This is a genomic window from Gracilibacillus salitolerans, from assembly GCF_009650095.1.
In the GTDB taxonomy this organism is placed as follows: domain Bacteria; phylum Bacillota; class Bacilli; order Bacillales; family Amphibacillaceae; genus Gracilibacillus; species Gracilibacillus salitolerans.
Window position 1 is genome coordinate 2,638,678 of record NZ_CP045915.1, and the last position, 22,755, is coordinate 2,661,432.

Here is a 22,755-nt window from a genome sequence, read left to right on the forward strand (position 1 = left end):
TTTTTCTATCAAGAATAACTTTCACCAATAGGTTCTTATCAACTCACTGATTTGTTGAACTTGTTCGTTCACCCATTTTTTAGATTGATTCGATTGGTAATCTTCAATTGTAGTAGCGGTTAGCCATATTAAATTATTTTCCAGAAGACGTTCGTATTTTTTCCAGTTGACATCATAAGTAAGTAGAAATATATGTTTAAAATGATTATTGGAAAGCATGCTTGTCCACTGATTGAGAATGGAACTCTCCTTCTCATAGTTAGTACTGCGTATGTATGTATAAGGCGGACTCAGCATTATTCTACCCGTATAGTTTCTTTCTAATTCATCAGATATAATCTGCAAAGAAGTATTTTGATTAGCTAATTTTGTTGCCTCTGATTCTGTTTGTAAATCTAGGGGTATTAGTGGTATACAAAGCGTATCAATATATTCTTTTGATTGAAAAAACAATTCCAGATCTTCCTTTTTCCAACGCATCTATTATCCTCCCTATTATAATTACTAGAACATGAAAAACTTGGCTTGATGCCAAGTTGACAATAATCCACAAAAAGAAACGGAATATTCCCATTGTTATGGGTCTCCCGTTCATCAATCTATTCACTTCTTAATAATATAGGATGCTTCTAGTTTCTTCAATTGATCAGAGTAATGTTCAAACAATTGTTGATTCTTTTGGTCTAACGCCTCATTTATGTTTTGGAGTAATATTTCTTTTTTATATTCATATAACGAATATTCTAACCACTCTTCGGCCATTTTTTTATCGCTTTTGGTCAAGAAGTAGTCATCAGGAATAAACGGATTATCCTCCAATACTTTCATATAAGGGATACACTGTTTGGAATCTTTAAAGTTAAGTTGGATATATATAGGTTCTTTAGCATGTAGCCGGATATCATGAAACGATTTATCTGCATCGGTTGTTACGATATGCTTTTTATAAAAACGAAAAGCTATCTCTTTTGAACAATGCGTAGAAATAATCATCGCTCTTGGACAAAAGCGTGCTTCTAAGACAAAATGAACATGATCTAACAATTGTTCATGATTCAATAAATAATTAAGAATCCAAACACTTTCTCTTTTTTTTAGTTGATAATTTCCTAAAAACCACTGAATAAATGATTTTTTATCCTCAACACGAATTGAAGTTTCCAATTTCACTTCCCCTCCATTTAAAAGAGAGTATCATTATTTTGATCTTTCAACCGTTCGGCATATTGTTGAATATCGAAATCTGATGGTTCTAAAACCATATACTCTTCCAATACTTCTAAGGCTATACTGATCCTCCCTTCTTCTACTAGAAAATATCCATAATCTTTTAAGAAGTCAGTATCTTGCTTTATCTTATTGTATGCATTCTGGTACGCATTTAATGCCTGTTTAAACTCTTCTTCCTCATTATAAGCTTTGGCAAGCTCCCAGTAGAAAATACCGTCTAATGGGTCAATATCAACCTCTTCCGTTAATAAGTGAATAATTTCAGAATTATTATTTTGTTTTTTATATGTCTCCACTAAGAATAAAAGTGCTTCCTGATATTCGTTATCTAGCGCTATTGCTTTTTTCACTAAATCAAATGCTTGTTCACTTTCTCCTGTTTTAAGTGTGATCCTGCCCGCAGTAAACCACATTTCTTTATTAAACGGATCCATCTCTACCCCTTGATTGGCCGTTTGGTAAGCCTCCTCAATCATGCCTTCTTCTTCATATGCTTTAGAAAGATACAAATAAACAGAAGGATATTCTAACTCTTCTTCTAATAACTTTTCCCATGCTTGAATCGCTATTTCATATCGTTCGGACTTATAAGCTAAAAAACCGTACCGAAAGAGCGTTTCAGGATCTCCGGTATTTAATGTTTGATAATGATCGAGGGATGCTTCAAATTCACCATTTAGAGCATATGCTTCTGCTAATCGACTAGCAATGTTAACCCCAGCAAATTCTTCTGTTGTTTGCCTTAGTTTTTCAAAATATATAATCGATTTATGGTATTCTCCGGAAGAAAACAATAATTCACCTAGTGCAAAATCAATTATCGCTTCTTCAGGGGCTATATTTTTCGCTATCAGTAATTTTCTCTCTGCTACTTCAAATAATCCTTGCGCTTGGTATAAATCGGCAAGCTGTACTAGTGCCTGAAGATAATTTTCATCTCCATCTTCTATTTCATTCAAAAGTTCAATCGCTGTTTCGTCTTTGTTATCGTCAATCATTATATCTGCTAATAATAATTTCGCTTCGCTATTATTCGGTTCTGTAACTAGAATATCTTTTAAAAGAACTTCTGCCAAATCATGATTTCCTAATTCTACAAAAATTTGTGTAATTTCTAGTTTTGTATCTATATCAGCTGAAATTGCCGTTTCATTTAGCAATGATAAGGCTTCTTTAACTTCTCCAGCATGGATCATTTCAATTGCTTGTTCAATTGTATTCAATGACTTCAACCTTTCTTTATAACGTATCCTTCTAACTACTCATCTTATCGGATAACAACCAATCGAGCAACTAAGACAATTTATAAGAACAAAAAAATGCAAATAACCATCTCATTTCCATTCTACACTACTCTGGGAAAATAAATTCAAATTAGATAAAAACTACGAACTAGTGAATATTTTTAGAGTAAGACTTTCCTCCGTTCCTTCCATAAAGAGTACTGGAATACGTCTGAAGACCTCGCATAGACGCACTTAGCACTCAACCCCAAAAGAATGGAAGAGAGCAAACCCACTTGACAGTTTCGTAGCTTATAGATTTTGTTTATTACCTAAAAAAGATCCATGTTCAGTATTGACTCAACATGGATCTTCTTGTTTAGTTGGATAGTAAGGAATGTAAATGTTCGAAAAAGGTAGGATAGGAGATCGAGATACATTCATCATCATGTAGTTCTACTTTTTCATCTGTTAAAAGAGATGCCACTGCGATCATCATCCCAATCCTGTGATCACCATACGATTCTGTTACACCACCATGAAGCTGTGTATTTCCCTCAATAATCATACCATCCTTCGTACCAGAAATAGTCGCACCCAATCTTGATAATGTATTAACCACTGATTCAATGCGATCGGTTTCTTTAAAACGCAATTCTTCAGCATCTTTTATTACGGTTTGACCGGCTGCTTGTGTTGCCAGTAAAGCAATTATTGGAATTTCATCGATAATTCGTGGGATAATATCTCCTTCTATCACTGTAGCCTTTGGCTGTGAAGCTTGCACCGTGATATCACCGATTGGTTCCCCACCAATCGTTCTTTTTTCAATGACTTGAATGGAAACATTCATCAATTTTAATACATCAATGATACCAGTTCGTGTCGGGTTAAGACCAACATTTTCAATGGTGATTTGACTTCCTTCGGTAATGGCTGCAGCGACCAGGAAAAATGCAGCAGATGAAATATCTCCAGGTACTTCGATATCACAGCCAGTTAATTTCTTATTACCTGTTATTTTTACTTTTGTACCTTCCACATCAATATCAGCACCAAACGCTTTTAGCATGTTCTCCGTGTGATCTCGCGTTTTTGTCACTTCTTCTACGGTCGTTACCCCATCTGTTAAGAGACCAGCTAACAATACACCTGATTTTACTTGAGCACTCTTGACAGGTGGCTTGAAATCAATTGGTGATAAATGACCACCTCTTATAGCAATCGGAAGTAAGCGGCCATTTTCTCGGCCGTCAATTTTTGCACCCATTTTGCGTAATGGATTAGCAATACGATCCATCGGTCGCTTCGATAGCGAATCATCACCATACAACGCAAAGTGAAATGGCAAACCTGCTAAAATACCCATTAATAGCCGAGCGGTTGTTCCAGAGTTCCCCAAGTCAATCGGTTGAACCGGTTCTTTTAGTCCGTTAACTCCAGCAGATTCAATTAGCACAGTATTTTCTTCACGGTGGATAGAAACTCCCATTGCTTGAAAAGCTCCGATAGTTGATAAACAGTCCTCACCAGCTAAAAAGTTAGTAATCTTGGTTTTTCCTTCAGCTAAGGAACCAAACATTACCGCTCGATGAGAAATAGATTTATCTCCAGGAACAGTAATGTTACCAGTTAGCGTCTTTCTTTCAAATGCTAATACTTTTTGTGACAAGATATTCCTCTCCTATTCTTCAATCACCGTATCATAGTGATTTTTCTTCAAAACAGCTTGACTTAATTTCTGATCATTTTCGTTTTGGAAGCTTAAGCGTAAAACACCAGTAATGCCTTCTCTGATCTCTAATATTTCAATATTATTAATACTTATATCATGATTAGCTAATAATTCGATCACTTTCAATATAGCACCTGGTTGGTCAAAAATATCAACGTAAACATCGTAATAGGATGGAATAGCTCCTTGCTTACCACTATCCAATCCATCACGATACTCGCGTGCTTGCTCTAGATATTTCTCGATTTGCGTTTTTTCCCCAGTGTCGATCAAATTTTTCAATTGCTTCATTTCTTCTATCCAATCATCCATTAACCTACTCATTTTCGATCGATTCTGAAAGAATATATCTCGCCACATTAAAGGGTTACTAGAAGCAATCCTTGTAATATCACGAAATCCTCCTGCAGCGAGTTTATGTATATATGGATGCGTTTTTTGCCAATTTCTTGCCTGATGGACAAGGGAGGAAGCGATTAAGTGTGGAAAATGGGAAATAACACTTGTCATTTCATCATGTTCATCCGGTTCTAAGATTATAAATTTAGATTTAGTTGGTGTTAAAAGTGCTTGTAATCGTTCTAGATCCTCTTCCGTGCTACTATCTGTTGGGGACAGAACGTAGATCGCGTTCTCAAACAAATGCTTTTTAGCAGCTTGAATTCCTTTCTTATGTGAGCCTGCCATTGGGTGACCACCTATAAAAGCAATGTTCGGTGAATCAAGTTTACTAGCCACATCCATAATCGGCCCTTTAACAGAGCCTACATCTGTCACAATAATCGACTTTTTAAATGTAAGTTTGTTTAAGATATTGATCAAATCTACTGTCACAGAAACAGGTGCAGCTAAGATACATATATCGGCTTGAACTACTGCCTCCGTAAAGTCATTATAAACATCGTCTACGATTTTATTCATCTTGGCATATTCAAGTGTACTGTAATTAGAATCATATCCAATTAATCGTACTTCTTTCGTTTCTCGTATACTTAAAGCAAGCGAGCCTCCTATCAATCCGAGACCCGCTATTAAAACCGTTTGTTTCACGATTTATTCTCCTTTTATATTGATGCTAAAAATTCTTTCAAATTCGTTACTATCTCATTCATTTGTTCTTTAGAACCGATGGTAATTCGTACGCCATTAGGATGCCCTAGTGCTTCGCCAGAACGAACGATGAAACCATTTTTTAATAAATATTCAAACAATGCATCACCTGAAGTCGGCAATTTCACAAAAAGAAAATTTGCTTCTGAATCATAGTACCTTAAACCCATTTCGTCACAGGCCAGCATAAATGCTTTCTTATTCTCGAGGTTCTCTCGACACGTGTGTTGTAAGAAGGCTTCATCTTCAAGCGCCACTAGAGCAGATAATTGTGAAATGGACGTCGTATTAAATGGTCCACGCGTGATATTTAAATTAGTAGCAATCCCTTCTGATGCCACACCATAACCTACACGTAAATTAGCTAAACCATACGCTTTAGAGAATGTACGTAAAATCACTAAATTTGAATAGTCTTTTAATAGTCCAATACTATCCGGATTTTGGCTGTCTTCGATGTATTCATAGTACGCTTCGTCTAAAACAACCATAACTTCAGATGAACATGCATCTAAAAAATTAATTAACTTATCTCGACTAATCAATGAACCAGTGGGGTTGTTAGGTGAACATAGCCATACCACTCTTGTTTGGGCATTGATTTGCTTAAGCATTGCTTCTAAATCATGGTAACCGTCGATTAAAGGTACTTCTGCGATTTCTGCACCTTGAATTAATGCGTTATGCTTATATTGAGGGAATGTCGGAGTTGCCATTACAGTATTTGTTCCTTCTTCTAAATATGTACGACATATGATATCTACGACTTCATCAGATCCACAACCAAAAATTAATTGTTTCTCTCCTACATTTAACTTTCTAGCCAATGTTTCACGTAAAGCTGTTGCATAACCATCTGGATAAATCTCCAGGTGATCAATCATACGTGGAATAGCATCTTTTACTTTATCAGAATAGCCAAATGGATTTTCGTTTGATGCTAATTTGACTATCTTAGTTAAACCATATTCTTTTTTTACTTCTTCAATTTGTTTTCCAGGTGTATATGGTGACATGTTCTGAAATACTTGTTTTGCTTGCAATGACATAACTCCTTTCTATATTACTTACTTATTCTCTTCTATCAAGTCTGGTCTTAGTTTAATTGCATCATTTAAATAAATATGTTCAATTTCTTTTTGATTTTTAGATGTATTTACAGTCATCATCACTCTAATGCATTTTGGTAAACTGCCAGGAACATTAATTTCTGGCATACACATTACCGGAACGTATTTCCACCCATCAATTAATCGTAGGGCTTTTGCTGGAAAAGTAGCATTCAGGTCAGGTGTTACTGAAATCATCACAGAAGCAATTGTTTCAGGGTCTATATCGTTCTCGCTGGCCATTGCTTCAATCATTTCTCGTGTTACCTGAATTATTTCATCTGCATCATTGTTCTTTACAGTAGTTGCTCCTCGTATCCCTCTGATCATTATGAACCCAACTCTCTCATAAAGTTTTCTAGAAGATTGGTGAGTTTTTGGTCGGATATGTTTTCTGTTATTGGCTCACCTATTTCTCGTAATAATACCATTTGAACAGTTGCATTCTCAGATTTTTTATCTTTTTTCATACGTTCAACAAGTTGTGCAGCAGATTTCGATGGTAAATCTAAAGGATAATGATTATCAGATAACCAATTATACAATGCTTCGTATGGTAACTTACTACCTAACATTTGTTCGCTTACTCTGATAGCAAATAACATACCAATTGCAACCGCCTCACCATGAGTGATTTTCCCGTAGCCAAGTTCCGATTCAATAGCATGACCTAAAGTATGTCCAAAATTCAGGAATTTCCGAATGTTAGATTCCTTCTCATCTTGTTCCACAACCTGTGCTTTGACAGCGATCCCTTTCTGTAAATGATCGGTCATCACATTTGAATCTATCGTTTCTGTAAGGTTCACTTTCAGTATATCTTCCAAATAAGCGTGGTTACTAATAAAGCCATGCTTGACTACTTCTGCATAACCTGATCGTATTTCTTTATCAGGCAATGAGTGTAACGTATCGATATCATAAAGCACTGCTTGCGGTGGATAAAAATTTCCGATTAGATTTTTACCCTCCGGATGATTAATTGCTACTTTCCCACCTACACTGCTATCATGAGCTAAAATTGTGGTAGGAACTTGAATAAAGTCAATTCCTCTCATGTAGGTAGCAGCAACAAATCCTGCTAAATCTCCAATCATACCTCCACCTAGTGCAATAATGAGAGATTTGCGATCTAACGGTTGTTGAATGGCATCCGTCAATAATTGATAATATTGCTCAATACTTTTGGAGGCTTCACCAGATGGGACTATACTAACAGATACCTTTGCTTCTTCAGGAAGACTAGCTACAACTTTTTCTGTATATAGCTCATTCACAATGGTATCCGTAATAATCAATATGTTGCGATACTCTTTAGGTAGATAATCTTTCAAATTTCCCAAAATGCCTTTACCGATAAAAACATCATATTGATTTGTACTAGTTGTTATTGTCTGCTTATGCATTAGAAGCACCTTATTTCCTCACGGTATTGATTGATTGTTTCTTTTAGTTTAGGAAATTGATCACTTGGGAATTGTTCTAAGATTGCTTTAGCAATTTCAAATGCAACGACATGCTCCATTACTACAGCTGCAGCTGGAACTGCACAAGAATCAGATCTTTCAATACTTGCATTAAAAGGCTCTTTTGTCTCAATATCTACACTTTGAAGTGGTTTGTATAACGTAGGAATTGGTTTCATGACTCCTTTTACGATAACTGGCATACCAGTCGTCATTCCACCTTCAAAACCACCTAGGCGATTCGTTCTACGGTAATAACCACGTTCTTCTGACCATAGGATTTCATCATGCACCTCACTGCCATTTTTACGAGCTGCTTCAAATCCAATTCCAAATTCAACACCCTTAAAAGCATTAATGCTTTGTACTGCCCCAGCGATTCTACCATCTAATTTTCGATCATAGTGTACATATGAGCCAATTCCTGCTGGGAGACCTTCAATAGCTACTTCACAAACACCACCAATGGAATCTCCATCTTTCTTCGCTTTGTCGATTGCATCCATCATTTGCTGCCCGGCTATCTCATCTAAACAGCGAACAGGGGAATCTTCTGAAATACGCATCTTATCATCTATCGATAATTCTGGTTTTTCTGTTGCATTAATTCCGGCTATTTCTCTTACATATCCAACTATTTTGATATCCAATTGTTTTAATAATGTTTTAGCAACTGCACCAGCCGCAACTCGAGCAGTTGTTTCTCTTGCTGATGAACGTTCTAAAATATTACGCATATCTCGATGCCCATATTTAAGCGAACCATTTAAGTCAGCATGGCCTGGACGTGGACGAGTCACAACGCGACGAATTTTTTGATCTTCTGGTACAGGGTCTTCTCCCATCACATCAATCCAGTGTTTAAAATCATCATTATGTACAACGAGAGCTATTGGAGACCCTAAGGTATAACCATGGCGCACGCCACCTACTACATCTACTAAATCTTTCTCTATTTGCATTCGTTTTCCTCTGCCGTGTCCTTTCTGGCGGCGCAGGAGCGAATCATTAATGTCATCTGGTGTAATCGGCATTCTCGCTGGTAATCCCTCAATAATTGTTGTTTGTTGTTTACCATGCGATTCACCCGCTGTTAAATATCGCATTGTTATCCCCCTCAAATATATTTTTGTATTACTATAACACAGCATTCAAAAAATGTGTGTAGAAATTTTCTGATTTTTATGCAATTTATATTTTCCCATAAAAAAAGGTGTCTAAAACTTCCAGTCCGTATTCATCCGGTGAAAATATTTGTTCAGTGCTTCCAACAAAAAATACACCATCATTGGATAATGCGTCACTAAATTTATGATAAATCGTATTTTTAGCTTCTTCTGTAAAATAGATGAGTACATTTCGACAAACGATCAAATCTACATTTGATGGATATGGGTCTGCAAGTAGATTATGTTCTTTAAAGGTGATAGCTTGTTTCATTTGTTCATTAATTTTGTAGGTATCACCTTCTTGGTGAAAATATTTCTTTTTAATATCTTCTGGTACTTCTTGCAATGCTCTGTCATTATATATACCTTGCTTTGCTCTCGCTAACACATTAGGATCTATATCAGTTGCCAAGATTTCTATGTCTGTTAGATTCCAGAATTGATTGGCAATAATCGCTAATGTGTATGGCTCCTCCCCAGTAGAACAAGCTGCACTCCAAATCTTTATTTTTCTCTTTGTTTCTTTAAATTTCGGAACAATTTTATCTTCCAACACTCTCCATCTAGCTGGATTGCGAAAAAATTCAGATACATTGATGGTAACTTTATCTAAAAATTCCTGGAGTAATTGCTGGTCATTACTAATTGCTTTATAGTAGCTGTTAAATGAGTCATAACCCCGTTTATTTCGTAAAGAAGTTAATCGCCTTTTCATTTGTACTTCTTTGTACAAAGATAAGTCAAGGCCGGTTTTTTTGTATATCTGACCTATAAAAGTTTGATAATCCGTCATGTCTCTTCTCCCTCAATCTAGCTGTTCAGGTGGAACTATGATAGCCAGTGATCAACATTTTTTTCATAGCTCTGTATTTCTTCTTTACTAAAATACAGATTGATTTCTCTACCCGCACTTTCAGATGAGTCAGAACCATGAATAATATTACGATGAGTAACAATCCCAAAATCTCCTCTGATTGTACCTGTTTCAGCTTCTTGAGGATTCGTTTTCCCCATCATTTTCCTTGAAGATTCGATTACATTTTCCCCTTGCCATACCATAGCAAATACAGGTCCGGAAGTAATAAAAGATACTAAATCATTAAAAAAAGGCTTCCCTTTATGTTCAGCATAATGTTGCTTTGCTAGAGGTTCCGAAATCGTCATAAGCTTTGCTGCAACTAATTTGAAACCTTTCCTTTCAAATCTTGCTATAATTTCACCAATTAAATTACGTTGTACAGCATCTGGTTTAATCATTAAAAATGTCTGTTCCACAGTATTCACCTCGTTATATTTTTCTATTTCCTATGTAATTAGCAATGTTAGCTAAAGCTTCTTTCGCTTGAATATCCGGTAGTAAACTAAGAGAATCATACGCTTTCTGAAGATATTGGTCACTCACTCCTCTAGCTTTTGCAATTGCGTCGGATTTTGATATTTTTGAAATAATAGGCACCATTAGATTTGGGTTTATATTACCGGTATCAGCAAAGGCCTCCTCCAACTCATGTCGAATGTGGCGGTTTTCCATGGCATATAAAACAGGTAGTGTTATATTGCCTTGAAGCAGGTCACTGCCAGCTGGTTTGCCCAATTCTTTCTCAGAAGCGGTAAAATCTAATATATCGTCGATTATTTGATAGGACATTCCCATAAAGTAACCATAACGAAATAAGGCTTTTTCTGTTTCATTGTCAGTATTTGCTACAATAGCACCCAGTTGACAACTGGATGATATTAATAACGCCGTCTTTCTTTTTATCCTTCTTAAATAGACTCTTAAATTTTGATCTAGGTTATATTTATCTTTAATTTGCTCAATTTCACCTATCGTTAATTCCATCATCGTCTTAGCTAATATTTGATGGGCTCGTGGCTGATCTATCTCAGTAAATTGTTGTAAGGCTTTAGCGAATATATAATCACCTGTGAGCATCGCTACCTGATTGTCCCATTTAGCTTTTACTGTTGGTTTACCACGCCTTATGTCAGAGTCATCTATGACATCATCATGTACGAGTGAGGCCATATGAATTAATTCTAAAGAACTAGCGACATTTTTGATTCTATTTAGGTTGTAATCACCAAATTTGGATGCTAATAATACGAAAACCGGTCGTAGCCTCTTGCCACCAGCCTTTAATAATTGGGTAGAGGCATCGTGCAAAACTGGTTGGTCTGCATACACGGTTTCTTCCAATGCATCTTCAATTAATGATAAATCTTTTTTTAAAAAAGTATATGTTTTTGCAAGCTTCATTTGATTTCACCTTTATTTCTCCACTTGTTTTTCACCTAGATGCATGGCCGCTACCCCACCTGTATAGCTTTTATATTGGACATTTACAAGTCCAGCATCTTCAAATAAACTCTTTAATGCTTCTTTTCCAGGAAAGTCTTTCGCGGACTCGTGCAACCACACATATTCTTGATAACTTTTCGCGAAAAGCTTACCGAATAAAGGCATAATATTTTTGAAATAAAAATAGTATAATTTCCGAAAGACCATTCCTGTTGGTTGCGAAGTCTCAAGACATACAACAATGCCGCCTGGTTTCACAACTCGATGCATTTCTTTTAATGTTTGTAAATAATCTGGGACATTTCGCAAACCGAATCCAATGGTGACATAATCAAAGTAATTATCTTCAAACGGTAACTCCATTGCATTTCCTTGTATAAATTGTACATTGTTGAATGAGTTTTCAGCCTGTCTTTCTCTAGCAACAGATAACATATTTTGACTGAAATCTAGGCCAATTACTTCTCCATTCGCTCCTACTGCTTCGGATAATGAAAAAGACCAATCTCCCGTACCGCAACATACATCTAACGATTTGGCACCAGGTTGTACTTGCATTCTATTCATTACATCATTTCGCCATTTTTTATGTTTCTGGAATGAAATAATCGAATTCATAAAATCATAATTATTATAAATCTTTTCAAATACTTGATGTACTTTCTCTTCTTTTGATTCCTTTGTCATTGTGATAATCCTTCTTCCAAAACCATATTCCATTTTTTCGTTAACGTGCTAAAATTAAATAAATCTAAATCTTTTGGTATTACTACATCTTTTTTGTTATTAGTCATTATTTGATCCAAATCCCGATTAATTTTGATCAAATGCTGTCGTACTTTTTTCTCCAACTGTTCATTATTTTGTATACTTTGTACATTTTCTAATACTAATCGATGGAAAAAAGTACGTTTTCCCTTACGTAACTGTATTAATTCATATTCCAAACGCCTTGCTAATATCCAAGTAGTAACATACGGTAAATGATCTGATTTATTAACAAAATAAGTTACTTTCTCAATTAGTTTACACTCGATTTCTTTAAATTCGACAAGAAAGTTGTCCAAATCATTAAAATCAGAATAATAAAAACCGATTTTAGCTTGGGTCATTTCATTAATTCCGTCTGCAAGCAAACGAATAAAAGCTAAGTTATTATGTTTTGCTAATAAATGATAATAGATACCTGAATAATAATCTCCTGCCAACACTGTAAGTTGCTGTTTCCTTATATTTTCTTCCTCAAAATTGATGCTGATTTTATCATGTGTATTCAAAGCGATCTGAACTAACATGGTTGTCTGTACTAATTCTTCATAGTTTTGCTTATCCTGGACTAATTCATGAAGAGTAATCATTTTATGTATTTCTAACTCGGGTTCATCTAAATGTTTATTCAGGAAACTTTGGTTAATAGTTTGCGTTATTAAATTTGTATAATAATTAATTGTATCTATGTATGTCATCAAATTCACCGCAATTCTTCAAAATCCTATTCTATATTAACATAGTATAGCATAAGTTTACATCCTACAGGATAGTTTGCGAAAGGAAAATTTTCAGAGGAGAAATTAGGATAGGTGATATGAAAAAAGGGTGCAAGCTGCACCCTTTTTTGCCCATATGTAATACCATATTATTTTACGATATCTTTAAGGGCTTTACCTGGTTTAAAAGCAGGCACTTTACTTGCTGGAATTTCGATTTCATCCCCAGTTTGTGGATTACGCCCTTTACGTGCTGCACGCTCGCGTACCTCAAAATTACCAAAACCAATTAATTGAACTTTTTCACCATCTTTAAGTGAATCCATGATAGATTCAAAAACTGCATCTACAGCTTTTGTTGCATCTTTTTTAGAAAGTTCACTTTTTTCTGCAACTGCATTAATTAGATCTGTCTTGTTCATGATATTCACCTCCTCCCAATAAAAAGCTATAAAATTCTTTCAAAGAAATACTTATAGCTAAATGCCATCCATCAAATGATGACAAGGCTTATAATAACTGAGAATGAAAGATAATTCAACAATTATTCGCATTTCATAGAGAAAAAATTATTATTTTCTCCAATTACTGCTAAGTTATCATGAATGTTATCATATGTTATTTAGGGATGCAAGTGTTTTCAAACGTTGATATCATAATATTTTTAGTAATTAGGATATTAGTTTCATTGCTATTACCTATTATTGCCAAAAAATATGAATATATACAAAATAAAAAAGCGTAATGTTAATACATTAACGCTTTTTCAATCTTTTTTATAAAATTATTGCGATCAAACCACCTGAACCTTCATTGATAATTCGTTCTAAAGTTTCCTTTAATTTAAATCTAGCGTTTTCAGGCATCAGAGATAGCTTCGCTTGAATCCCTTCTCTAACGATTGAACTCAAAGATCTTCCAAAAATGTCAGATTGCCAAATGGATAATGGATCCTCCTCAAAATCTTGCATTAAATATCTGACTAATTCTTCACTTTGTTTTTCTGTCCCAATAATCGGAGCAAATTCAGATTCTACGTCTACTTTTATCATATGAATAGACGGTGCTACAGCTTTCAACCGAACCCCAAACCTTGAACCTTGTCTAATAATTTCAGGCTCTTCTAACGCCATATCAGTCAAAGCCGGAGCTGCTACACCATAACCTGTTTGTTTTACCATTTTTAATGCTTCAGCAATTTGATCATATTCTTTTTTGGCATTCGTAAACTCTTGCATTAATTGAAGTAAGTGATCTTTACCTCTGATTTCTTCACCAACGATTTCTTTTAATACTTGATCATATAACTCATCTGGAGCGTGAAGATCGATATCTGCAATACCTTCTCCCATCTCAATACCTGCTAAAGATGCTTGCTGAATATAATCAAATTGATCAAATTGACCTATTACATGGTCAACATCTCTTAATCTTTTTATATCTTTAACAGTCTCTTCAATCGCAATTTGATAATTTTGTCTTAACCAGTGTGACTCATCTAAAACTAATACCCAACTTGGTAAGTTAACATTGACTTCGAGTACTGGAAACTCATATAGTACTTCTCTTAATACGTTATTAATATCATGCTCAGTCATACTTTCTACACTCATGGACAGAACTGGAATATCATATTTTTCTGTAAGGTCTTGCCTTAATAATTCAGTTTCTTGATTATAAGGTTGTACGGAATTAATAATCATGATAAATGGTTTTCCAACTTCTTTTAATTCATCTACAATACGTGATTCTGCGTCCTCATAGTCGCCTCTAGGTATTTCTCCTATACTTCCATCTGTTGTAACTACAATGCCCATTGTAGAATGTTCTTGAATAACTTTTCTTGTTCCAATTTCGGCTGCATCATGAAAAGGTATAGGCTCTTCATACCAAGGTGTGTGAATCATACGTGGGCCGTTTTCATCTTCAAAACCCTGTGCGCCATTAACTGTATATCCAACACAATCTACTAGTCGAACATTTACATCTAAACCTTCTTCTACCGTTAGCGACACTGCCTGATTAGGAACAAATTTTGGTTCAGTTGTCATAATTGTTTTTCCTGCTGCACTTTGTGGTAATTCATCTTGTGCTCTCAATCGATCACTTTCATTCGTCATGTTTGGTAAGACGGTCTTTTCCATAAATTTTTTAATAAATGTAGACTTACCGGTCCGAACTGCTCCAACGACACCTAAATAAATATCACCATTCGTACGTTTTGAAATATCCTTGAAGATATCTACCCTTTCCAAATGATCCCCTCCCGATCTATTCGACCTCATCATTCCTTCGAATCTTTGACAATTCTATTCTATGATGTTGTCCTATTAATTTATGCTAAATATTCGCATAATAAATAAACTTTCCTGATATACCAGTCAGATAGATTTTCCAGTTCTAACTTCAACATATGATGTAAAGAACTAGTTTATTCACATAAATTAGAAAAGCTTTCATAGAGGAGGATCTTTTTAAGAATGCCATTTTGTATCACAACTGTCTAATGACCTTATTAGAAAGCAAATCCCAGCCACAGAGAGCCTTTATTTGAGTTTTTGTAGAAAAGATGACAATTAACTCTCGCTCCTCCCTACAAAGCCACACGCCTCCCGTACAGCTTATCTGAAACACAACAGATCCATACAAGCATTATTTCGTAGTTTATGAATTTTGTGCGTAATTTTCTTTACTGTATTAGAAAAAAACTTACCCAAACTGGATAAGTTTTTACTAGTGGATGCAAAACTACCATCCTTCTTCTATTTCTGGTGCAAATATTGGCTCTTTATCTTCTACAGTAAAGGGAATACTGTATGCTGGAACGACAGGATGATCCTCTATTAATATAGGTCTAATATCATCGCCGTTTGTGTAGGAGTGATTTTTTTCTTGTAAAGCTTGGTAAAGCTCAATTCGATAATCAATTAATAGTTCACCATTCGTACTGATATAAACAGGTAACTTGTTATCAGAATATGGGCTGTTTACACTTGGATCTGTATCTAAATTAAGCTCCTCATAGTCTAATTCGTATACACCCTCTTCTATTTTGTCTCCGAATGGTGGATATGTATGTTCATCCCGATATATCGTTAACCGTTGTTGTATTGTTCTTATCTCATCTGCTAAACGCAAATCAATTACCTTAACAGTTGGATTTTCTTCCACATCAACTAAAACATATTGGTAACTACCACCATTTTCAAAAGCTGTTCCAGGAATAGATTGAATAAGTCCTTGTTGCTTTAACAAACTAAAATCAATAATGTACTTTTGATATAAAGGTGTATTGTTTTCTTTCGTTACAATCGGTAGCAAACCATTATTTTGCTCTGCGTATAGATCAATAGCATTTTGTACTAACTGTAGTTGTGAATCATTGGAGATTTGATTTTGGCTGAGGTTATCTGATGGATACATACAACCTGTCAGCAGAATAAGACTAAAGGCAAATACTATAAATTTATGTAACATTATTTTTCATTTTTCCTCCTTATCAGGATGATGGCCCACCAATAACCACTAAAGTGATTATAATGCCACCTATAATTAAACAGATATAAGCAACAAGTGCTACAATACCTGATAACATTCCTTTTAATTTATACCTGCTAAGTACAATTAAAACCATGGATAAAATAAGAGCACCCATGCCTCCAAACGATATCCACATTTTCATTAATGGATCTGACAACTGACATTCATCCTTTCTTACGGTTTCTACAAATCTATATACATCGTTACATATTATAACATAAATATTTTTTTTAAAGAAAAGCATGAGATTGTTTTGTTCTTACAGTATATGTAACAAAAAAAGACCGAAGTAGAAGGGGCAAAATCTACTCCGGTTGTGACTAAATAAATACCCATCATCACCCTGAAAGTGAATGCTTGTGCGATTTATTGTATGCGAAGCAATAAGACCTTGCATCCTCATGTGCCTATAATGTTAGTTTTTAAATAATTTACTTAATGAATTAATATCTTTAGGCATTTTATTGTTGGTAATTGCTTTCACAATTTTATCCTCTTTTTGTTTAGACACAGGTTTACCAGAAAGCCTAGCTAATTGTTTTACTAACTTTCTTACAGTTTTTTCATCCGAAAAATCCGCATTCTGTACAGATTGTGCTACTTTCATAATTTGATCAGGTTGGACATTAGATTGTTTTTGAATCTGATCAAACATATTTTGTTTAAAGTCACTCAAATTAACTCCTCCTAACTACTATAGTCATTCTTATAGTATGCACGGAGGAGTTAAACAGTTAATTGGTATACCTATTTTGAAGTAAGGATGAAATATCATCCACTTCATTTGTCCGGTTTCTGGTCATGAGATCATCGACTACTTCTTTCGGTGATCTTATTTCATAAATCACGTCATATATTCCAGTAGTTATCGGCATTTCTATATTCTCTTTTTTTGCTAATTGGGAAACTGCTTCTGTCGTACGAATCCCTTCCACAATCATGCCCATTTTGTTCAATACATCATTTAACTGGAACCCTTTACCTAACATGTTACCTGCACGCCAATTACGACTATGTGCGCTAGTACAAGTAACGATAAGGTCCCCGACACCAGATAAACCAATAAACGTTAAAGGATTTGCTCCTTTGATAGTTGCTAATCTGGAAATTTCAGCTAACCCTCTAGTAATAAGTGCTGCCTTCGCATTATCCCCATAACCTAATCCATCCGAGATTCCCGCACCTAAAGCAATGATATTTTTTAGCGCACCACCTAATTCTACACCAATGATATCTTTACTTGTGTAAACACGAAAATATTGATTTATAAATAAATCCTGGGTAAAAGAAGCCAATTCCCCATTTTCAGATGCCGCTGTCAAAGTGGTAGGATGCTTTACACTGACTTCTTCTGCATGACTTGGACCGGACAGTGCTACAACATCATCATATAAACTTAAGGATAACTCCTCTTTTATCATTTCCGAAATACGATAATGACTGTCAGGTTCAATTCCTTTACTCCCGTGAATGATGACTACTTTATGGTGTAGTACTTTATTCAATTTTTGACAAATCTCTCTTATTGCTTTTGTTGGTACGACTAATACAATAGCTTCAACTTGTTCAATAGCCTGACTGAGATCATCATAAATTGTTAATGAGTCTGGAAGTGAAATATCAGGTAAATATTTTTGATTTCTTCTCTCCAGTTCCATCGCTTTTTTTTGATCTGGGTTATGGGTCCAGATCCTTACATCATGATGGTTATCACATAAAACCATTGCAAGTGCTGTACCCCAGCTACCTGCTCCAAGAACAGCTATTTTTGACATCTGATTCACCTCTAACTTCGTTTACGAGCATATATTTTTATTGGAGTCCCTTCAAAACCAAAAGCCTCACGGATTTGATTTTCAAGGAAACGTTCATAAGAAAAGTGCATTAATTCTGGGTCATTGACGAATACAACAAATGTAGGTGGTTTAACAGCTACTTGCGTTGCATATAGCACTTTTAATTTCTTACCATGTTTTGATGGTGCAGGGTTGATTGCCAATGCATCCATAATCACGTCATTCAATATATTCGTTTCGACCCGCTTCGTATGATTTTCACTCGCTTGTACGACTTTTGGTAAAAGTGTGTGTATTCTTTTTTTCGTCTTCGCAGATAAGTATACAATCGGTGCGTAGTCTAAGAACTGAAAATGGGCTCTTACATTGTCCTCAAATTCTTTGATTGCTTGATCATGTTGTTCAATTGTATCCCACTTATTGACTACAATAACAACTGCTTTTCCTGCTTCATGAGCATAACCTGCTATTTTTTTATCTTGCTCGATAATACCTTCTTCGGCGTCGATTAATGTTAGGACAACATCAGATCGTTCAATTGCTTTTAATGCCCTTAATATACTGTATTTTTCGGTAGTTTCATAGATTTTTCCTCTTTTTCTCATACCAGCTGTATCAATAATGATGAAATCACGATTGTCTTTACTGAAATTAGTATCAATCGCATCACGTGTTGTTCCAGCAATATCACTAACAATGACACGCTCTTCATTTAAGATTGAATTAACTAAAGAGGATTTTCCTACATTTGGTCGTCCAATTAGACTAAAATGAATGACATCTTCATCGACTGGCTCATTCTCCCTTTCAGGAAAAAGGTTGACAACACTATCCAACAAATCCCCTAATCCTAATCCATGGGTACCTGAAATAGGGTGAGGTTCTCCAAATCCTAATGCATAGAATTCGTAAATTTGTTCGCGCATTTCTGGATTATCAACTTTATTTACGGCTAATACGATTGGCTTATTCGATTTATATAAAATCTTGGCAACCTCTTCATCAGCCGCTGTAATGCCTTCTCTTCCATTAGCAAGAAATATAATAACGTCTGCTTCTCTGATTGCAACTTCTGCTTGTGCACGCATTTGTATTAATAACGGTTCATCGCCAATTTCAATCCCGCCAGTATCTATTAAACGAAAAGTGGTATTTAACCACTCTGCTTCTGCGTAAATACGATCTCGGGTTACTCCAGGAATATCTTCCACAATAGATATTCTTTCACCAACTAAACGATTGAAAATAGTTGATTTTCCAACATTTGGCCTTCCAACTATCGCAACTACTGAACTTCTCATGAAGGCACATCCTTCCTAAAATTGATTTTCTAATTTGTTCCTCTATCGTTTTACTTTACTAAATTACCACAACTAAGATAAATAAAACAAGTTAATTCATTTTGTTTACATAATAAAATTATCGTTATCTTTTAATGTTTTACAATAATATATAATTCATCACTTAGTGCATGACTAATTCCATCTAGTATGGCTTCTAAATTTGCGGCGACTTTGTCCATTTCTTCTTTACTGTCACAGATAAAAATCGAAGCACCTGCTGTCACCTTATTAGCATTCGTGGTGATCGTAGCTAAAATGGCTTTTTCTAATACCATTAAACTCACTCCTTACTTTGTGCTTTAGATTCTGAAGGCATTCGAATGGCATTTTCTAACACTGGTACTGATTGGATTACTTTTACAGCTTTGTTTAAATCCTTATCTTGAGGTAATATAAATACACCGATACGACCGTCATCTAAATCACGTTTGATGAGTGGAGTCAGCGCAGGAGTACCAGAATCTCTAAAAACACCTAATGAAACGGATATGTCGTGTAGAATAGCCTGCCGTTGCCCAAGATTAGCAATAGTAGAACGCACATCAAAATTTTTAGGTGTTAACACAAAACCCATTCCATATTTTAAAATTTCCTCTTGTCTTTCCGGTATACCAATATTCATAATATAAATGTTGTCCACATATAAGCCAGCACCATCAAATGAAACAAGTGCTTGTTTAATATCCACAATTTCTCCAAGTGTTGATCCACTCATATATTTCCGAATAATAAAATAGCACAATACAGCGACAATAATAGCTGCGTAAATATTCCATATTAAATATGTCATGGTCCCTAGTAAAGAAGTGAAAATTACTAAATAATTTCTACTTTCAAATGCAACCGCTATTCCCTCTATATATGTGTTCCCTCTAGGAACCAATTCATAGCTGTCCATTTCTGCAAGTGTATTTCTTTCCATGTTTCGAACTTCTCTAAACTGTGATGCAGCAATCGTTAAAAACGTCACGGCTGTATATTCCTTTTCCATGATTGCTGGTACTGCAACTGCACCTAGGCTTGCGGCAATAAATCCTAGTGCTAAATGAATAATCTTCCCATGCAAATAGGTTGGATATTGCCGATAGTCGGTTCTTAACATAATAAAACGAGCAATAGTACCCATTGTAACTCCAAATAAAATAGGGTATGTATATTCATTCACGAATTCCACCTCTTTCTGAATTCCACCATTTTCACAACGTTTTCTATTTTTATTATTAAATATTCCCAGCTATGCTGGATAGCCATAAGCAGCAGGATCGAAAATAAAATACTGAAAAAATGTGTATCATTAATCGTATATTGCAGGTAATAGCTTCGACAGATAATACTGTACAAAAATTGACCAAAACTTACTCCTGCAATTAAAATTGTTATTTGTTGATGTAAATTCTTGGATGAAATCTGCAGCAATAAAAAGCCACTTATAACTGCAATAGTAATAAACGAAAAATCGTTTAAAATAGGGCTTGTAATCCGCCAAATAAAATAAATGGCATACAAGTAACTCATTAAAAGGATCGAAAAATACTTTTTAAATGTCAGATTACTTTGGATAGTAGCAAATACACTATACGCTAATAGAAACAGGAAAGACCCATTCATTGGTAAATCAATTATAATAATTTCGTAAGGTAATAAAATTAAAAACAACAGCAACACAATTGAATAGGTGTTTCGTTTACCTTGTTTCGACATAAAAAAAGTAACAAAACACCACAATACCCAACATAAATAGATGGATAAATATTGATACATAGACATCACCTTTAACAGTATGTACGGTTTTCTTGCTTTTTAATCTTTTTTAAAGTACATCGCTTAAGAAATGTAACGCTTTCGACACTTTTGCTGATAAAGTGAGCCTTCCATCAGTGGGTTTTTTACGGACGATTAGCACCGTGATAAAACAAATGATTGTCTATATACTCTCGGTATTCCAATTGCTGTATTAGAAAGCAATAGGTTCCTTGTGTTTATTATTAAGAAAAACAAAAAACATGCTACAGATCGTAGCATGTTTTATGAATTAATCATCTTTATATTTATTTAATTTATCTCCGATCATATCACCTAATTGAAAGCCTGATTGATCGTCATCACTTTCGTACTGTTTAATTTCTTGTTGGTTCTTCTCTTCTTCAATTTCTCTGATACTTAGTGATATCCGCTTATCCTGCTCACTCACATCAAGCACCTTTACATGGACAGTCTGTCCAACCTCAAGCACTTCACCAGGTGTTCCAATATGCTCTGTAGAAATTTGTGAGATATGAACTAGACCTTCCACACCTGGAAGTACCTCAACAAAGGCACCAAAGTTAACTAAACGTTTTACCGTACCTTCTACTACATCATGAATCGCGATTTTCTCTTCAATATTGTCCCAAGGTCCAGGTTGTGTTGCTTTATGGGATAATGATACTCTTTCATTTTCTTTATCTACTGATAAAACTTTTACTTTAAGTGTATCACCTTCAGAAACGACATCTGAAGCTTTCTCCACATGCGTATGTGCAAGTTGTGAGATATGTACTAAACCATCTAATCCACCAATATCTACAAATACACCAAAGTCTGTAATGCGTTGAACCGTCCCCTCTATCTCTTGACCTTCCTCAAGGGAACTGAGTAATTCACTTTTTTTCTTTTGATCTTCTTCTTCAATAACGGCACGATGCGATAAAATGATTCTATTTTGTTCTTTATCTAATTCTACAATTTTTAATGTTAACGATTTATCTTGATAGTCAGCAAAATCCTCTACATAGTGTGTTTCTACTAATGAGGCAGGAATAAAACCTCTGACACCTACGTCTACTACAAGGCCACCTTTTACAACATCACGGACTGTAGCTTCAATAATTTCATTATTTTCAAACTTTTCTTGCAAATCTTCCCAAGCTTTTTCTGCAATTACAGCTTTCTTAGATAAGACGATTTCTTCGTCTTCTACTTTTTTTACTTGTAATTCTAGTTGGTCACCTTCACTAACTGCATCACTAGCTGTTTCTATACGAAGTGCAGAAAGCTCGCTAATTGGAACAATCCCTTCTACTTTATATCCGATATCAACAAGTACGTGTTTTTCTTCTACCTTAACCACCTTACCTTGTACAATATCGCCTACTGAAAGTTCCTTAATCTCAGAAATTTCTTGATTCATTTCATCCATGACAAAGACCTCCTTCGATTTCCAACACAAAAAACATAAATGTGCTTTTTTCTAACTTCTAACATTT

The 22,755-nt window shown here is 35.1% G+C and carries 25 protein-coding genes; all 25 read right to left on the minus strand.

Annotated elements, in window-relative coordinates:
• Positions 1-21 precede the first annotated feature (21 nt).
• The 25 genes from GI584_RS12400 to rpsA all read right to left on the minus strand — a co-directional run bounded on the left by GI584_RS12400 (position 22) and on the right by rpsA (position 22,688).
• Positions 22-480, minus strand: a complete 459-nt coding sequence (locus GI584_RS12400; protein WP_100360369.1) for a DUF2487 family protein — start codon at positions 478-480, stop codon at positions 22-24.
• Positions 481-603: 123 nt separating this feature from the next.
• The gene (locus GI584_RS12405) at positions 604-1,164 is read right to left on the minus strand and encodes a ReoY family proteolytic degradation factor (RefSeq protein ID WP_100360368.1); all 561 of its coding nucleotides are present in this window, start codon (positions 1,162-1,164) and stop codon (positions 604-606) included.
• Positions 1,165-1,181: 17 nt separating this feature from the next.
• Positions 1,182-2,453: a tetratricopeptide repeat protein gene (locus GI584_RS12410; protein ID WP_153791427.1), complete on the minus strand. Its 1,272-nt coding sequence runs from the start codon at positions 2,451-2,453 to the stop codon at positions 1,182-1,184.
• Positions 2,454-2,832: 379 nt separating this feature from the next.
• Positions 2,833-4,125, minus strand: a complete 1,293-nt coding sequence (aroA, locus tag GI584_RS12415; protein ID WP_153791428.1) for a 3-phosphoshikimate 1-carboxyvinyltransferase — start codon at positions 4,123-4,125, stop codon at positions 2,833-2,835.
• A 12-nt stretch (positions 4,126-4,137) separates the two neighbouring features.
• A complete protein-coding gene (locus GI584_RS12420) occupies positions 4,138-5,238 on the minus strand; it encodes a prephenate dehydrogenase (protein WP_194841989.1) in 1,101 nt (366 codons plus the stop codon).
• 14 nt (positions 5,239-5,252) lie between these two features.
• Entirely contained in the window at positions 5,253-6,341 is a 1,089-nt protein-coding gene (hisC, locus tag GI584_RS12425; RefSeq protein ID WP_153791430.1) for a histidinol-phosphate transaminase, read from the minus strand.
• 24 nt (positions 6,342-6,365) lie between these two features.
• On the minus strand, positions 6,366-6,737 hold the full coding sequence (gene aroH, locus GI584_RS12430; RefSeq protein ID WP_100360363.1) for a chorismate mutase: 372 nt from the start codon (positions 6,735-6,737) through the stop codon (positions 6,366-6,368).
• The gene (aroB, locus tag GI584_RS12435) at positions 6,737-7,813 is read right to left on the minus strand and encodes a 3-dehydroquinate synthase (RefSeq protein ID WP_153791431.1); all 1,077 of its coding nucleotides are present in this window, start codon (positions 7,811-7,813) and stop codon (positions 6,737-6,739) included. Before aroB ends, aroH begins: the two co-directional genes overlap by 1 nt.
• Positions 7,813-8,979: a chorismate synthase gene (gene aroC / locus GI584_RS12440; RefSeq protein WP_153791432.1), complete on the minus strand. Its 1,167-nt coding sequence runs from the start codon at positions 8,977-8,979 to the stop codon at positions 7,813-7,815. The genes aroB and aroC overlap by 1 nt, the downstream gene beginning before the upstream one ends.
• Positions 8,980-9,064: 85 nt before the next feature.
• Positions 9,065-9,835, minus strand: coding sequence for a CheR family methyltransferase (locus GI584_RS12445; RefSeq protein WP_100360360.1), 771 nt, complete (start codon positions 9,833-9,835; stop codon positions 9,065-9,067).
• A 35-nt stretch (positions 9,836-9,870) separates the two neighbouring features.
• On the minus strand, positions 9,871-10,317 hold the full coding sequence (gene ndk, locus GI584_RS12450) for a nucleoside-diphosphate kinase (RefSeq protein ID WP_100360359.1): 447 nt from the start codon (positions 10,315-10,317) through the stop codon (positions 9,871-9,873).
• A gap of 13 nt (positions 10,318-10,330) precedes the next feature.
• Positions 10,331-11,302 carry a heptaprenyl diphosphate synthase component II gene (gene hepT / locus GI584_RS12455; protein WP_153791433.1) on the minus strand — a complete coding sequence of 324 codons (972 nt, stop codon included), beginning with the start codon at positions 11,300-11,302 and terminating at the stop codon, positions 10,331-10,333.
• Between the two features lie 12 nt (positions 11,303-11,314).
• Positions 11,315-12,031, minus strand: a complete 717-nt coding sequence (locus GI584_RS12460; protein WP_100360357.1) for a demethylmenaquinone methyltransferase — start codon at positions 12,029-12,031, stop codon at positions 11,315-11,317.
• Positions 12,028-12,810 carry a heptaprenyl diphosphate synthase component 1 gene (locus GI584_RS12465; RefSeq protein ID WP_153791434.1) on the minus strand — a complete coding sequence of 261 codons (783 nt, stop codon included), beginning with the start codon at positions 12,808-12,810 and terminating at the stop codon, positions 12,028-12,030. The genes GI584_RS12460 and GI584_RS12465 overlap by 4 nt, the downstream gene beginning before the upstream one ends.
• 170 nt (positions 12,811-12,980) lie before the next feature.
• Complete coding sequence (locus GI584_RS12470; protein ID WP_035721086.1) at positions 12,981-13,253, minus strand: HU family DNA-binding protein; 273 nt, start codon at positions 13,251-13,253, stop codon at positions 12,981-12,983.
• A 354-nt stretch (positions 13,254-13,607) separates the two neighbouring features.
• Positions 13,608-15,086: a stage IV sporulation protein A gene (gene spoIVA, locus GI584_RS12475; RefSeq protein ID WP_100360355.1), complete on the minus strand. Its 1,479-nt coding sequence runs from the start codon at positions 15,084-15,086 to the stop codon at positions 13,608-13,610.
• A 493-nt stretch (positions 15,087-15,579) separates the two neighbouring features.
• A complete protein-coding gene (locus GI584_RS12480; RefSeq protein WP_153791435.1) occupies positions 15,580-16,308 on the minus strand; it encodes a YphF family lipoprotein in 729 nt (242 codons plus the stop codon).
• 22 nt (positions 16,309-16,330) lie between these two features.
• A complete protein-coding gene (locus GI584_RS12485; protein ID WP_100360353.1) occupies positions 16,331-16,528 on the minus strand; it encodes a DUF2768 domain-containing protein in 198 nt (65 codons plus the stop codon).
• A 258-nt stretch (positions 16,529-16,786) separates the two neighbouring features.
• Positions 16,787-17,047, minus strand: a complete 261-nt coding sequence (locus tag GI584_RS12490) for a stage VI sporulation protein F (protein WP_100360352.1) — start codon at positions 17,045-17,047, stop codon at positions 16,787-16,789.
• Between the two features lie 58 nt (positions 17,048-17,105).
• The gene (locus GI584_RS12495; protein ID WP_153791436.1) at positions 17,106-18,146 is read right to left on the minus strand and encodes an NAD(P)H-dependent glycerol-3-phosphate dehydrogenase; all 1,041 of its coding nucleotides are present in this window, start codon (positions 18,144-18,146) and stop codon (positions 17,106-17,108) included.
• 11 nt (positions 18,147-18,157) lie between these two features.
• Positions 18,158-19,468 (minus strand): ribosome biogenesis GTPase Der, encoded by a 1,311-nt coding sequence (gene der / locus GI584_RS12500; RefSeq protein ID WP_153791437.1) that lies wholly within the window; start codon positions 19,466-19,468, stop codon positions 18,158-18,160.
• Between the two features lie 131 nt (positions 19,469-19,599).
• On the minus strand, positions 19,600-19,785 hold the full coding sequence (locus GI584_RS12505; protein ID WP_100360349.1) for a capping complex subunit for YIEGIA: 186 nt from the start codon (positions 19,783-19,785) through the stop codon (positions 19,600-19,602).
• Positions 19,786-19,790: 5 nt separating this feature from the next.
• The gene (locus GI584_RS12510; protein WP_100360348.1) at positions 19,791-20,675 is read right to left on the minus strand and encodes a YIEGIA family protein; all 885 of its coding nucleotides are present in this window, start codon (positions 20,673-20,675) and stop codon (positions 19,791-19,793) included.
• On the minus strand, positions 20,672-21,271 hold the full coding sequence (locus GI584_RS12515) for a YphA family membrane protein (protein ID WP_100360347.1): 600 nt from the start codon (positions 21,269-21,271) through the stop codon (positions 20,672-20,674). Before GI584_RS12515 ends, GI584_RS12510 begins: the two co-directional genes overlap by 4 nt.
• A gap of 271 nt (positions 21,272-21,542) precedes the next feature.
• Positions 21,543-22,688 (minus strand): 30S ribosomal protein S1, encoded by a 1,146-nt coding sequence (rpsA, locus tag GI584_RS12520; protein ID WP_100360346.1) that lies wholly within the window; start codon positions 22,686-22,688, stop codon positions 21,543-21,545.
• Between the last annotated feature and the right edge of the window lie 67 nt (positions 22,689-22,755).

Bases quoted from the DNA above. Each gene is read 5' to 3' on its own strand.
- GI584_RS12515 (WP_100360347.1), bottom strand. From the start codon at position 21,271: ATGTATCAATATTTATCCATCTATTTATGTTGGGTATTGTGGTGTTTT.
- GI584_RS12465 (WP_153791434.1), bottom strand. From the start codon at position 12,810: ATGACATACATAGATACAATTAATTATTATACAAATTTAATAACGCAA.
- GI584_RS12460 (WP_100360357.1), bottom strand. From the start codon at position 12,031: ATGACAAAGGAATCAAAAGAAGAGAAAGTACATCAAGTATTTGAAAAG.
- GI584_RS12470 (WP_035721086.1), bottom strand. From the start codon at position 13,253: ATGAACAAGACAGATCTAATTAATGCAGTTGCAGAAAAAAGTGAACTT.
- aroC (WP_153791432.1), bottom strand. From the start codon at position 8,979: ATGCGATATTTAACAGCGGGTGAATCGCATGGTAAACAACAAACAACA.
- GI584_RS12445 (WP_100360360.1), bottom strand. From the start codon at position 9,835: ATGACGGATTATCAAACTTTTATAGGTCAGATATACAAAAAAACCGGC.
- hepT (WP_153791433.1), bottom strand. From the start codon at position 11,302: ATGAAGCTTGCAAAAACATATACTTTTTTAAAAAAAGATTTATCATTA.
- GI584_RS12400 (WP_100360369.1), bottom strand. From the start codon at position 480: ATGCGTTGGAAAAAGGAAGATCTGGAATTGTTTTTTCAATCAAAAGAA.
- GI584_RS12480 (WP_153791435.1), bottom strand. From the start codon at position 16,308: ATGTTACATAAATTTATAGTATTTGCCTTTAGTCTTATTCTGCTGACA.
- GI584_RS12505 (WP_100360349.1), bottom strand. From the start codon at position 19,785: ATGGTATTAGAAAAAGCCATTTTAGCTACGATCACCACGAATGCTAAT.
- rpsA (WP_100360346.1), bottom strand. From the start codon at position 22,688: ATGGATGAAATGAATCAAGAAATTTCTGAGATTAAGGAACTTTCAGTA.
- GI584_RS12495 (WP_153791436.1), bottom strand. From the start codon at position 18,146: ATGTCAAAAATAGCTGTTCTTGGAGCAGGTAGCTGGGGTACAGCACTT.
- aroB (WP_153791431.1), bottom strand. From the start codon at position 7,813: ATGCATAAGCAGACAATAACAACTAGTACAAATCAATATGATGTTTTT.
- der (WP_153791437.1), bottom strand. From the start codon at position 19,468: ATGAGAAGTTCAGTAGTTGCGATAGTTGGAAGGCCAAATGTTGGAAAA.
- aroH (WP_100360363.1), bottom strand. From the start codon at position 6,737: ATGATCAGAGGGATACGAGGAGCAACTACTGTAAAGAACAATGATGCA.